Genomic DNA, 12,739 nt, shown 5'->3' on the forward strand with positions numbered 1-12,739 from the left:
CCCCGCCCACCGGACCCGCGTTATTTTCGTTCGGGATGGATGCCCGCCGCCTGCGGCTCGCCCAGTTCGGCATCGCCTGCCAGTTCCTCGTGCGCCTCGTGATCGCCCAAAGTGTCGAGGTGCATCCACTTCTTCACGATGGGGCTCAGCAGCAGGACGATGCCGCCTATGCCAATCGTCCACCAACCGATCTCGTTATAGATCGACAGCGTGAGCTCCTTGCTCATCTCGCCCGATTCGCCGCCGGTCGCTTCACCGATCTTGCCCGCGACGAAGCTGCCGACCGCGGTCATGTAGAACCACGCGCCCATGATGAAGCTGCCCAGATGCAGCGGGGCAAGGCGCGTCATGGCCGAAAGACCCACGGGCGAAAGGCAAAGCTCGCCCGTGGTGTGCAGCAGGTAGATCAGGAAGACGAACACGACGCCCGTCATCACCGCCGGATCGCCGGTGCCCGCACCCCAGACGAAGACGAGAAAGCCCGCGCCGACCTGAAACAGGGCAAGGGCGAACTTGGCCGGGGCCGAAGGTTCGAGCCCCCGCTTGCCCAGGAACTGCCACAGCGCTGCGAACAGCGGGGCAAAGATGACGATGTAGATCGGGTTGATCGACTGGAACAGCGAGGTCGGCACCCCGCCCTTGTCGACGAACTTGTCGGTGTAGAGGTTCAGCGAACCGCCGGCCTGTTCGAACAGGCCCCAGAACACCGGGTTCAATGCGATCAGGAACAGGATCGCGAAAATGCGTTCGCGCGGCTGCTTGGGCAGCTTGAACGCCTCGTACAGCGTGTAGGTCAGCATCACGATGCCGCACACGATCAGAAGGCCCTGAATGACGTCCTGGTACTGGATCAGGAACCAGATCACCGCGACCGATGCAGCACCCACGACGTAGAGCGTGGTTTCGACGCGCTTGGCCAGCGGCTTGGGCGGCTCGCCCTGCCCCTTCAGCGCGGGCTTGCCGAGGACGAAGATGATGAGGCCCAGCACCATGCCAATACCCGCAAGGCCAAAGCCCCACGACCAGCCGATCGTTTCACCCAGGTAGCCGACGAGAATCGTGCCCAGCGCCGCACCGACGTTCACGCCCATGTAGAAGATCGTGTAGGCCGCATCGCGGCGCGTGTCGGTCCGCTTGTAGAGCTGGCCGACGATGACGGAGATGTTGGCCTTCAGAAAGCCCGAGCCAACGATGATCAGCGCCAGCGCCAGCCAGAACACGTTGATCGCGAAATCGGCCTGCTTCACCGCCGCGTCGGTCACGCCCTGCATGCCTTCATAGGCCATGGCCAAGTGACCCAGCGCCAGAACCGCCCCGCCGAACAGGACCGCCTTGCGCTGGCCCAGCCAGCGGTCGGCCAGATAGCCGCCCAGCACGGGCGTGATGTAGACTAGGCTGCCATAGGCACCATAGATCAGGCTGGCCTTACCATCTGAAAACAGCCAGAATTTCGTGAGATACAGGATCAGCAGGGCACGCATGCCGTAGAAGGAGAACCGCTCCCACATCTCTGCATAGAACAGCACGAAGAGCCCGCGGGGATGGCCGATGACCTCCTCGCTCTTGCGCATGGAGATGACGCCGCCGACGGCGAGCACGGCAAACAGGGCGACGGCGGCGATGGCCGCGATCCAGTCGCCCTCGGTCCAAAGGGTGATGTCCTTCATGTCAGCTCGTCTTCCCCGGTATCTTCATTGTCTCGTTTCGTGGTGCAGAGCCTTAAAGCGCTTTGCCGCATTGTGAAGGGTTTTGTTGCAATTGAGACCATCTTGCCCGACCGGAATACGACCGTGCCGCAAGCTTGACCCGACACGCTGTATTATGGCACTAGACCACCTATGCCACGCCCCACCGGAACCCAGGCCACGCGCCCCGTTTACCTGCGATTGCGGGACCTGATCGCCGCCGCGATCATCGACGGAAGTTATCGGGAAGGCGAACTGCTGCCATCGGTCCGCGCCTTCGCCGCCGAACAGGGGGCCAACCCGCTTACCGTGGCCAAGGCCTATCAGCAGTTCCAGGACGACGGCCTGCTCGAAGTGCGCAGGGGTATCGGTATCGCGGTGGTTCCCGGCGCGCGCTCGCGCCTGCTCAAGGCAGAGCGTGACCAGTTCCTGACGGAGGAATGGCCCGCCGTTGCTGAGCGGATCCGGCTGCTCGATCTCGATCTCGACATGCTGATGGCCGGGTCCTGACATTCCGGCCCGCCCGCCCGGACACAAAACTGTCCCGGAATATTATCAATTTTAATAGATATTGCGCGTTCCCCGCCGCGATGGCACACTTGCGCCAAGTGGTTGTGGGGTAACGGATGTTCATTTTCCGGCTCCACGGTCTCTGACTCCCCGCGGCAAAGGGGCGCTGCGGGTTTTGGCAATGTTACCGTCGTCCTTGGCGGTATCTGTCGCAAGGGGGTCGCGATCTCTTCGACAGGCGGGGTAAAAATGATCAGATCGGAACTCATCGAAGCGTTGGCACAGGAAAATCCCGAACTTCGACCGGAAGAGGTCGAGGCCGTGGTCACCTGTTTCTTCGACACGATCGCCGAACGGCTGGCCAGTGGCGGCCGGGTGGAACTTCGCGGCTTCGGTGCCTTCTCGACCCGTGAACGCGCCGCGCGCACGGGCCGCAACCCGCGCACGGGCGAAACGGTCGAGGTTCCCGGCAAGCGTGTGCCCTATTTCAAGGCCGGCAAGGACATGCGCGACCGCCTGAATTCGGACTGATCCGAACGCGGCGATTTCGTCTGGCGGCGTCTCCGCGCCGGACAGGAATTTCACAACCTGCCGATTTCTCGCCATTGCATGCCGCCTTTGCGGCCCCTAACGCTGCGCCGAGTGCGGACGTGGCGGAATGGTAGACGCCGGGGACTTAAAATCCCCTGATCCTTGATCGTGCGGGTTCGAGTCCCGCCGTCCGCACCACCTTCCCGCATCCGTCGGACACGCCTCGTGCGTTAACGTATCCCACTGGAGATACGCGAAAACTACGCAAGTACGCCCTGCCGCCGCCGCACGCTAACTTAACGAATTGGTTGCATCTTTCCGGGTATCAGGGACCCGTAAGCAGCGCCGGTTCGGATCCCCTCAGAAACCGTGGGCGGCGCGAAAGGAAGATCGGGCAGCGTGAACGACCTCAGTCCCTCGCATTTCGACGGCCACCCCGCCGGTGGTGATCAGGCGAGCCGCAATCCCGAACGCATTCCGATCATCCGCACGGCAAAACTGGTCTTTCCCGATGCCGAATACCCCTGCGTCCTGCGCGATATTTCCGGCAGCGCCCTTCGCGTGAAGCTCTATGGCGCCCCGATCGAGGAAGGGGCCAGCGGCTTTCACCTCGAATTCGGCGACGGGGACCGTTTCGAAGTCAGCGCCATCTGGGTCAAGGACGACCAGGCCGGCCTGTCCTTTGCCAAGCACAACGACCTCATGTCCCTGATCGGCGAACATGGCCCGTTTCGAAAGCGCGCCATCCGCATCGCGGTGGAGCTTCCCTCCGCCGTGAAGTCGCTGGGCGGCCGGGTCGACGTGGTGATCCGCGACCTCTCGCACGAAGGGGCGCAGATCAGCAGCGACAAGATGTTCTCGATGGATCAGCAGGTCCGGATCGAAATCCCCTGTCTTGGCGAAGTCTATGCCAAGGTCCGCTGGCGTCAGCATCCTGCCTATGGTCTCGCCTTCGTCGAAACCTTCCAGTTCGGCCAGATCGCCGCGGTGGCAGGCGACCTGCAGGCGCTTTCGCGTGAATGGCGACAGGAAAGGCAAAAGACCGCCGGCACCGGCCCCCGCCCCGACGACATCGCGGCCTGATCGGCGCGGCCCACCCACCGCGCGTTCGAAAATCCGCAAAAAGAGGCCGCGAGAGCACCGCGTTAACGTCCTCTTAGCCATTTTCCTGCACGAATTGCCTTGGGTCGCCGCTTGGCGGCCGAAGTTTTGCACAAGGGGGCACCGTGCAGCAGGGCACCGAAATGAAGCAGGCCAAAGCCGACCTGGATGTAGATGTCGTGATCATCGGCGCGGGACCGGCCGGGCTGACGGCAGGATACCTGCTGACGAAGGCCGGAAAATCGGTCGCCGTGATCGAGAAGGATGAAACCTACGTCGGCGGCATCAGCCGCACGGTCGAACACGAAGGTTATCGCTTCGACATCGGCGGCCACCGCTTCTTTTCGAAATCGAAAGCCGTGGTGGACCTGTGGAACGAGATCCTGCCCGACGACTTCATCTCGCGCCCGCGGATGAGCCGCATTTATTACGAGGGCAAGTTCTACTCCTACCCGCTGCGCGCGTTCGAGGCGCTGCGCAACCTGGGCTTCTGGCGCTCCACCTTGTGCATGATGAGCTTTGCCAAGGCGCAGGTTTTCCCGCGCAAGAACGTGAAGAGCTTCGAGGACTGGACCGTGAACCAGTTCGGCCACAAGCTGTTCTCGATCTTCTTCAAGACCTACACCGAAAAGGTCTGGGGCATGCCCTGCGATGAAATGAGCGCCGACTGGGCCGCGCAGCGCATCAAGGGCCTCTCGCTCTGGGGTGCGGTGACCGACGGGCTCAAGCGTTCGCTCGGACTCAACAAGCGCCCGAACAACGGGATGCAGGCCAAGACGCTGCTCGAGGAATTCCGTTATCCGCGCCTTGGCCCCGGCATGATGTGGGAAGCCGCGCGCGACAAGGTCCGCGAAGGCGGCAACACGGTCCTGATGGGTCATGCCCTGCGTCAGCTTGCCGCCGACAACAATGGCGGCTGGCGATTGAGCGCGACGCTGGCCGACGGCAGCGAGCGCGTGATCCGCGCCCGCCACGCGATCTCCAGCGCGCCGATGCGCGAACTGGCCGCACGCCTTGCGCCGGTCCCGGCCTCGGTTCTGGATGCCAGCGGCCTGAAGTATCGCGACTTCCTGACCGTGGCGCTGAAGGTCCGGTCGAAAGACCTTTTCCCCGACAACTGGATCTACATCCACGACAGCAAGGTGCAGGTCGGACGTATCCAGAACTTCCGTTCGTGGTCGCCCGAAATGGTGCCTGACAGCGACGTCGCCTGCGTCGGCCTCGAATACTTCTGCTTCGAAGGTGACGGCCTATGGGCTACGTCCGACGACGAACTGGTCGAACTGGCGACGAAGGAAATGGAAATCCTCGGCCTTTGCGATCCGGCGGACGTCATCGGCGGTTCAGTCGTGCGGCAGGAGAAGGCCTACCCCGTCTATGACGAGGATTACGCCGAACGCGTCGATGCGATGCGCCGCGAACTGGAAGCCAAGCATCCCACGCTGCACCTCGTCGGGCGCAACGGCATGCACCGCTACAACAACCAGGACCACGCGATGATGACCGCGATGCTGACGGTCGAGAACATCATGGCGGGCGAACGCATCTACGACACCTGGTGCGTGAACGAGGACGCGGAATACCACGAGGCCGGAAACGAGGGCGACGAGATCGAACTGCCCCGCTATTCCGCCGATGACCGCGCCGCCGCCCTGTCCAGCATGCGCGACGTTCCCGAACAGGTCGTCGCCGAAAAGAAGGACGCGGCATGATCGAGCCCGCGGCCATCCGGCGCTTTGTCGCCTACGGCTTTGCCAGCGTCGCGGCGCTGGGCGTGGACCTTGCCTGCTTCTTCGCGCTGATGGCCGTTCACGTCGCGGCACCGGCCGCGGCGGCGGGCGGCTATGCGGCGGGCATCCTGGCCCACTGGTTTGCATCCAGCCGCTTCGTCTTTACCGGGCGCGTGGCAAGCGAGGGCAAGGCGCGCACGGCGCAGCAAGGGCTGTTCGTCGCCTCCGCACTTGTCGGACTTGCGCTGACATGGGCGATCGTCTCCGCAGCGACCGCGATGGGCCTCGACCCCCGCATTGCCAAGCTGATCGCCATCGGCGCCAGCTTCTTCGCCACGTTCCTTCTGCGCCTGCGCTTCGTCTTCACCGAAGACCAGGCCGCTCCGGCCGGCACAAGCTGACGCGGTGGTGGAGGGGACCATGATCGGAGAGCGCCGCCGCCACGGATTCGAACGGGCCATGATTGCCCGGATCACGCTGGTCTGGGCGATCGTCTCGGCTCTCCTCCTCGCCACGCAATTCCGCAATATCGCGGCGGTCATCTATCCCGACGGCGACGATATCCTGCGCCTCCTGCAAGTGCGTGACTGGCTGGCCGGGCAAAGCTGGTTCGACGTCACGCAATATCGCGTCGATCCGCCCGAAGGCACACCGATGCACTGGACGCGGCTGGTCGATCTTCCGCTTGCCGCCGTCATCGTGATCCTGACGCCGATCATCGGCAGCGCGGGGGCGGAAATCGCGGCATCGGTCATCGTGCCTCTCGTCACGCTGTGGCTTGTCCTCATGCTGATCGGGCGGATCAGCTTCAAGATATTCGACGAGGAAGCGACCGGACTTGCCTGTCTCGTCGCGGCCATGTCGACATCGCTGCTCAACCAGATCCGCCCGATGCGGATCGATCATCACGGCTGGCAGGTCGTCTGCGCACTGGTCGCGGTCAACGCGCTGATGGCGCGCAATGCACGACAGGGCGGCTGGATCGCAGGGCTTGCCATGGCGGCCTGGCTGTCGATCAGTCTCGAGGCGATCCCGATGGTCGCGGCGATCATGGCGGTCGGCCTGTGGCGCTGGATGCGCTGCTGGCACGAACGCACCTGGTTGGTGTCGATGTTGCAGTCCACGTTCGTCAGCTCGCTCGTGATCTTCGTCGCCACCAAGGGCCTGCCCTTCGGCCCGTCGGTCTGCGATGCGATGGCCCCGGCCCCGCTTGCCGCGATGGGAATCCTCGCGATCGGCGCTACCGGGCTCGACCGCGCCACGCACCGCCCGTTCAGCTTCGTCCTGATGGCATTCGGCGCGCTGGGCGTGGCCGCCATCGCGGTGGAATTCACGCTGGCGCCGCAATGCACCGGCGGCACGTTCGCCGAACTCGACCCGCTGACGCGGTCGCTCTGGCTGGGCAATGTGGCCGAAGGTCGCCCGATCTGGGAAGGCGGGATAAAGCTGGCCTTGTTGAAGGTGATCCCGCCGCTGATCGCGTTGGTCACCATGTGGAACCTCATCCGCACCACCAACGACTGGCTGGGCCGCTGGCATCAGGAATATGCCTTCCTGCTGGTCGTCGCGCTGGTCATCGGCTGCCTTGTCGCGCGCACCAGCGTCTATTCCGCCGCGCTCGCCGCCGTACCGCTGGGCTGGCAGCTGAAAGTCTGGCTACGCTCGGTCCGCACCTTGAAGGAACCGGGCAAGCAGGCCGCCGCCGCCGCGGGCATCATCACCGCGCTGGCCCCGGCCGTGCCCATATCGCTGCTGATGGCGGCTGCACCGACGCAGGCATCGACCACCACGTCATCGCCGGTCGTCGCGGTTGCCGATTGCGACGTGCGCGCGGCGCTGCCCGCACTCGGCACGACGCCAGCACGCGTCTTCGCACCCATCGACCTTGGTCCGCGCATCCTGCTCGACAGTCGGCATTCCGTCCTGTCGACCGCGCACCACCGGGCCGATGTCGCCATCGCCGATACGATGCGCGCCTTCATGGGATCGCCCGAGGACACCCACGCCATGCTGCAGCGGCGCGATTATGATTACATGATGCTCTGCACCAGCATGAACGAAGTGAACGCCTATGCCGCGATGGAGCCTGACGGCTTTGCCGCCGATCTTCAGAAAGGCGAGATTCCCGATTGGCTTGAACCGGTCGAGAACGAGAGCCAGAACGTCCTCGTCCTCAAGATCAGGGACTGATCAGCCGCGACAGGCGGCGCAGACGCCCCGCAATTCGACGACCGTTTTGAGATCCGCAAATCCGGCCGCTCCCGCCGCGCCGCGCAACCCTTCTGTCAGGCGGTCGTCGTCGATGTGTTCGGCAATGCCGCACTTGTCGCAGATCAGGAAGATACAGTCGTGGCGGCAACCGGGGTGCCGGTTCACCAGATAGGCGTTCGCGCTTTCGATCCGGTTGGCAAGGTTCGTGCGGACGAACAGGTCCAGAATGCGATAGACGCTGTTGGGCGCAACCCGCTTGCCGCGCTGTGCAGACAGGGCATCGGCAATGTCATAGGCCGATGCCGGAGCCTCGTGCACGGCCAGCGCGTTGAATACGTCGGCGCGCATGTCGGTCCACTGCTCCCCCGCATCGGTCAACGCCCCGCGCGCCGCGCGGACGAGTGCTGCGCCTTCGTGTTCGGCGTGGGAATGGTCGTGCGTGTCCGTGCAGGTCATGCCTGCGATATAGGACGCCCGAGCGCGCAAGTCATCCCGCCCGTCATGCAGGCAAGCATCAGCCCTTGCGGAACGTCGCGGAATAGTCGGCGGGGAACAGGGTCTTCAGCGCCTGAACCTTGGGCCGGTCCCAGCGCAGGATGTAGCCGTGGTTCGGGTTCTTCACCATGAAGTCCTGGTGATAGGCCTCTGCGGGATAGAATCGGTCCTGCTTCTCGATTTTCGTGACGATCGGCCTGTCCCACAGCTTCGCCTTGCCCAGCTGCGCAAGATAAGCCTTGGCCACGCGGGCCTGTTCCGCGCTGGTGGGGACAAGAGCGCTGCGATACTGGCTGCCGTGATCCGGCCCCTGCCGGTTCAGCGTCGTGGGATCGGCGACAACTGCGAAAAAGATGCGCAGCAGTTCGTCATAACGCACGACATCGGGATCGTAAGTGACCTTCACCGCTTCGGCATGGCCGGTCGATCCGGTGGTCACCATGCGGTAATTGGCATTGCGCTTGCTGCCGCCGTGATAGCCGGAAACCGCGCTCTTCACGCCCTTCACGTGGCTGAACACGCCCTCGACGCCCCAAAAGCAGCCTCCTGCGAAGATCGCGGTCTTCAGACCGCCGTCTTCCTTGGCGCGAATCGCGGCAGCAGGGGTCGCCACCGCCTTCTCACCCGAAGCGGCAAGCGCGGGCTGCTGGCACGCGCTCAACACCGCGGCGCCAGCCAATGTTACGACGATGGAGCGGAAAGCGTTCAGCCCAGGACCGAGGCGATCGCCTGCGATTCGACCGGAAAGCCCGACACCGCGAAAAGCCCGGCTGCACCCAGCACGAATCCGATCGCGAAATTGCGCACGAGGCTGCTGTCGATGAGTTTCATGGCGATGGTTTTCCTTGCCGGCGTCGGCGGGACTAGCGTTTCTGAACTTGGTAATCACAGTGTTAACCCTGGTCCGCTGAAGAAAGAATGAATCCTACATCATGCTTTCGTTCAGAAACCTGAACCGGTTACACCGTGCTGCCAGAAAATCAGTGGCGGAAGTGCCGCATCCCGGTGAAGACCATGGCCAGACCCGCATCGTCAGCGGCCTTGATCACGTCGTCGTCGCGAATCGAACCGCCCGGCTGGATCACCGCGGTCGCGCCCGCTTCGGCAGCGGACAGCAGCCCGTCGGCAAACGGGAAGAAGGCGTCGGATGCGACCGCGCTGCCCACCGTCTTCGCCTCGGACCAGCCGTAGGTTTCGGCAGCTTCAGCCGCCTTGGCCGCGGCGATGCGCGCCGAATCGCGGCGGTTCATCTGGCCCGCGCCTATACCGGCGGTCTGGCCGTCCTTGGCATAGACGATGGCGTTCGATTTCACGTGGCGGGCGACCGTCCACGCGAACAGGCAGTCCTTCAACTCCTGCTCGGTCGGTGCACGCTTGGTCACGACCTTGAGATCCGCCTCTGTCACAGCGGCGCTGTCGCGGTCCTGCACCAGCAGGCCGCCTGCGATGACGACCTGGTTGACGCCCGCGCGGCGCGGATCGGGCAGGCCGTCGGCCAGCAGCAGGAGGCGCAGGTTCTTCTTGCGCGCAAAGACCGCCTTGGCCTCGTCCGTCGCGTCGGGCGCGACGACGACTTCGGTGAAGATCTTCGTGATCGCCTCTGCCGTTGCGGCATTGAGCGGGCGGTTCACGGCGACGATGCCGCCGAACGCGGAAACCGAATCGCAGGCCAGCGCCTTGTCCCACGCCTCTTCCAGCGAGTTGGCAGTCGCGACACCGCAAGGGTTGGCGTGTTTCACGATGACGACGGTGGGCGGTCCGTCACGGAATTCGGCGCACAGTTCCAGCGCCGCGTTCGCATCGTTGTAATTGTTGTAGGACAGCTCCTTGCCCTGCACCTGCACCGCCTGCGGCAGGCCCGATACGTGCGGGCCTTCGGGCAGGTACAGCGCTGCTTCCTGGTGCGGGTTTTCGCCGTAACGCAGGGTACCCGCGATCTTGCTGGCCATCGAACGGCGCGGCGGGAATTTCTGGCCCTGATCGGCATGGGCGAACCACTGGCTGATCGCGCTGTCGTATGCGGCGGTGGCGGCGAACGCCTTGGCGGCCAGCATCTTGCGGAAATCGTATCCGGTCGCGCCGACGCCTGCGTCCATTTCGGTCACCAGCGCGGCATAGTCGGCAGGGTCGGTGACGATGGCGACATATTCGTGATTCTTCGCGGCGGAACGGACCATCGAGGGGCCGCCGATGTCGATGTTTTCAATCACGTCGTCACGGCCCGCGCCCTTCTTCACCGTTTCGACGAAGGGATAGAGGTTCACTACCACCAGATCGATCGCGCCGATGCCGTGTTCTTCCATCGCGGCGGCGTGTTCGGGATTGTCGCGCACCGACAGCAGCCCGCCGTGGACCATCGGGTGCAGCGTCTTGACCCGGCCGTCCATCATTTCGGGAAAGCCGGTGATGTCGGACACGTCCTTCACCACAAGCCCAGCCTCGCGCAGCGTGCGAGCCGTGCCCCCGGTCGAAACCAGTTCAACCTTGCGATCGGCCAGCGCCTGACCCAGTTCGACGAGACCGGTCTTGTCCGAAACGGACAGGAGCGCACGACGAATTGTGATCGGTTTATCCATGAAAAGCGGCCTTTCGCGAGGGAAACGGTAGTGAGTCCGCTGCGCCTCTAGGCCGTGGGCCTGCGGTCTGCAAGCACCCGGGGGACCGATTGTGTGCCTGCAGCGCCCGGCATCAGCCCATTCGCTTGAAGGACCAGAAAACCTTGCCCCCATCGCGCCCGACCGAACCGGTCAGGACCAGCTGGTGAATCCCGCGCGGATGGCCGCCCGCATCGATCCATAGCGATTCTTCGACCGTCAGGCCCGGCGCGCCAGTACGGAACTGCCAGTACGACCCGTCGGGCAGGGCCAGGGCAAAGCCCTTTCCCCCTTCGGATTCGAGCTGGTGGCCGATCTCTATCCCCTGTCCCAGGTGGAAACGGATCGCATATCCGTGATCCCCGCGCTTCGCCTTGCGCCCGCGCGGCAGCAGGACGTCGGCCCCTTCCAGCAAGGTTCCGTCCGCCGACAGGGCAAGGCGGCGTTCGTGGTACAGCCCGTGGCGCGAAACATAACCGTCGTGCGACGCCGTCAGGACCGAGGCGCTGCCGTCCTTCGACCGATCGAGCGTCACCGCCTTCACCCCCGAACCAAGCCGCCCGCCTTGTTCGATCGGGGTGGAATCGTGTTCGCCCAGCATCAGCGTGCTGTGCGCCGCCGTGCTGCGCAAACCGTCTTCGATCCGGCGCGGCACGGCCGTACCTGCCAGCGCCGCACCGCCGCAATTGACGACGATGCGCTGGTCCTTGTGGCTGAATTCGAAAGCCAGCGTCGATGCGCAGCCGCCATGCGCCTGCCGTCCCGAAGGCGGCGGCGCCGCATCGAGCTGCACCACCGATTGCCGCACGGCCAGCCGCTGAAAACCCCAGTGCCGTACCTCGTGCAGCGGACGGGCGCGCGGGTCCGCCGCCTCGACCAGCATGGCAAGCCGGTCGGCCGAAAGCGGCGCGCTGCCCTGCCAGCTGCCGAGCGTGCCGTCCGAATGGGTCAGCGTCAGCAGCGCGGGCATCATCAGCGACAGCATGACCTGTATCTGCGCAGGCGGATCGCGGCGGCAGGCGCGATAACAGGCCGAAAGGCGCAACAGAACCGCGATCGTTTCCACCTGATCGAGCGGAGAGCGCGAGAGCATGCCTCCATCCTCGCCCACCGTATCGCCCAGTGCCGCGATCAGCCCCGCCTCTCCATAGAGACGGCGCGGCTTGCCATCGGGCAGCAGCAGTCCGGCAGCCGTGATCGCGGCCCATGCGGGGATGACTTCGTGCGCTGCGCCGCCGCGCGTCGCGTGCTTGTCCAGCCAGAGCGCGGTTTTCGACAAGTGACGCAGGACGCTGGCGCGGAAGGAACGGTCATTGCCCGACAGGATCAACGGCGCATGAACCAGCCAGTTCAGCACCCTGAGCCCGACATGACCGAGATTCCATGCAGGCCCGGTGCCGATCTCCGAATTGGCCAGCATCCAGCGGCGCATGATGTCATCAGCCACCGGCGCGACCTTGTCCCGCGTGCCCGCCGCCTCAAGGTCCGCCAGCCAGGTGAAACCGTGCACCGTCCGCGCGATCGGCTGGGCAAGCGACGTGCTGCCATAATCGGCCGCCTCGACACCCAGCCGCTTGCCGGACACGAGGAAATGTCCCGCCCGCAGCGCCATGCCCGCAGACCGTTCGCCCGGCAGCGGTTCATCCACCGTGGCAAGGATGCGCAGGCGCGACGGTTTGTGAAACGGGCGGACCAGATTGCGCGCCGACACGCCCCGCGCATAGAGAAAGCGCATCGTGCCATCGATCACGCCAAGACGGGGCGGCGACAGGTCGGCAAGCTCCGGCTCACCCGAAAGCGTTGGCTCAGGCGTCAGCGGCGCCGGTTCGACCAGCCCGTTATCGGTTTCGCTGTCATTCAACGGCAGTGCCCGGTTCCGGGG

12 protein-coding genes and 1 tRNA gene are annotated in these 12,739 nt (G+C 64.5%); 7 read left to right on the forward strand and 6 right to left on the reverse strand.

The features are described from left to right. Positions 1–20 precede the first annotated feature (20 nt). Positions 21–1,667, reverse strand: coding sequence for a peptide MFS transporter (locus tag FAX90_RS07685; protein ID WP_144096673.1), 1,647 nt, complete (start codon positions 1,665–1,667; stop codon positions 21–23). 171 nt (positions 1,668–1,838) lie between these two features. Between FAX90_RS07685 and FAX90_RS07690 the strand changes: the two genes are divergently transcribed. From FAX90_RS07690 to FAX90_RS07720, 7 genes are all read left to right on the forward strand, one after another. Next, positions 1,839–2,195: a GntR family transcriptional regulator gene (locus FAX90_RS07690; RefSeq protein WP_144096674.1), complete on the forward strand. Its 357-nt coding sequence runs from the start codon at positions 1,839–1,841 to the stop codon at positions 2,193–2,195. 249 nt (positions 2,196–2,444) lie between these two features. Next, complete coding sequence (locus tag FAX90_RS07695) at positions 2,445–2,726, forward strand: integration host factor subunit beta (protein WP_144096675.1); 282 nt, start codon at positions 2,445–2,447, stop codon at positions 2,724–2,726. A gap of 113 nt (positions 2,727–2,839) precedes the next feature. After that, a tRNA-Leu gene (locus FAX90_RS07700) sits at positions 2,840–2,924 on the forward strand. A gap of 201 nt (positions 2,925–3,125) precedes the next feature. Then, positions 3,126–3,809 carry a PilZ domain-containing protein gene (locus FAX90_RS07705; RefSeq protein WP_144096676.1) on the forward strand — a complete coding sequence of 228 codons (684 nt, stop codon included), beginning with the start codon at positions 3,126–3,128 and terminating at the stop codon, positions 3,807–3,809. 161 nt (positions 3,810–3,970) lie between these two features. After that, positions 3,971–5,539 (forward strand): NAD(P)/FAD-dependent oxidoreductase, encoded by a 1,569-nt coding sequence (locus FAX90_RS07710; RefSeq protein WP_144096677.1) that lies wholly within the window; start codon positions 3,971–3,973, stop codon positions 5,537–5,539. Further along, a complete protein-coding gene (locus FAX90_RS07715; protein ID WP_144096678.1) occupies positions 5,536–5,958 on the forward strand; it encodes a GtrA family protein in 423 nt (140 codons plus the stop codon). Before FAX90_RS07710 ends, FAX90_RS07715 begins: the two co-directional genes overlap by 4 nt. Before the next feature lie 19 nt (positions 5,959–5,977). Then, positions 5,978–7,747: a hypothetical protein gene (locus tag FAX90_RS07720; RefSeq protein ID WP_144096679.1), complete on the forward strand. Its 1,770-nt coding sequence runs from the start codon at positions 5,978–5,980 to the stop codon at positions 7,745–7,747. Here the strand turns inward: FAX90_RS07720 and FAX90_RS07725 are convergent, their stop codons facing one another. The 5 genes from FAX90_RS07725 to FAX90_RS07740 all read right to left on the reverse strand — a co-directional run bounded on the left by FAX90_RS07725 (position 7,748) and on the right by FAX90_RS07740 (position 12,718). Further along, on the reverse strand, positions 7,748–8,224 hold the full coding sequence (locus FAX90_RS07725) for a Fur family transcriptional regulator (protein ID WP_144096680.1): 477 nt from the start codon (positions 8,222–8,224) through the stop codon (positions 7,748–7,750). A 58-nt stretch (positions 8,225–8,282) separates the two neighbouring features. Beyond that, positions 8,283–8,924: a peptide-methionine (S)-S-oxide reductase MsrA gene (gene msrA, locus FAX90_RS07730; protein ID WP_240704769.1), complete on the reverse strand. Its 642-nt coding sequence runs from the start codon at positions 8,922–8,924 to the stop codon at positions 8,283–8,285. 44 nt (positions 8,925–8,968) lie between these two features. Continuing rightward, positions 8,969–9,094: a hypothetical protein gene (locus FAX90_RS16895; protein ID WP_276612240.1), complete on the reverse strand. Its 126-nt coding sequence runs from the start codon at positions 9,092–9,094 to the stop codon at positions 8,969–8,971. Positions 9,095–9,243: 149 nt separating this feature from the next. After that, a complete protein-coding gene (purH, locus tag FAX90_RS07735; protein ID WP_144096681.1) occupies positions 9,244–10,839 on the reverse strand; it encodes a bifunctional phosphoribosylaminoimidazolecarboxamide formyltransferase/IMP cyclohydrolase in 1,596 nt (531 codons plus the stop codon). A gap of 112 nt (positions 10,840–10,951) precedes the next feature. Beyond that, a complete protein-coding gene (locus FAX90_RS07740; RefSeq protein ID WP_240704770.1) occupies positions 10,952–12,718 on the reverse strand; it encodes a heparinase II/III family protein in 1,767 nt (588 codons plus the stop codon). Positions 12,719–12,739 lie beyond the last annotated feature (21 nt).

The sequence above is a fragment of the Croceicoccus sediminis genome (assembly GCF_007570835.1).
Classification (GTDB): domain Bacteria; phylum Pseudomonadota; class Alphaproteobacteria; order Sphingomonadales; family Sphingomonadaceae; genus Croceicoccus; species Croceicoccus sediminis.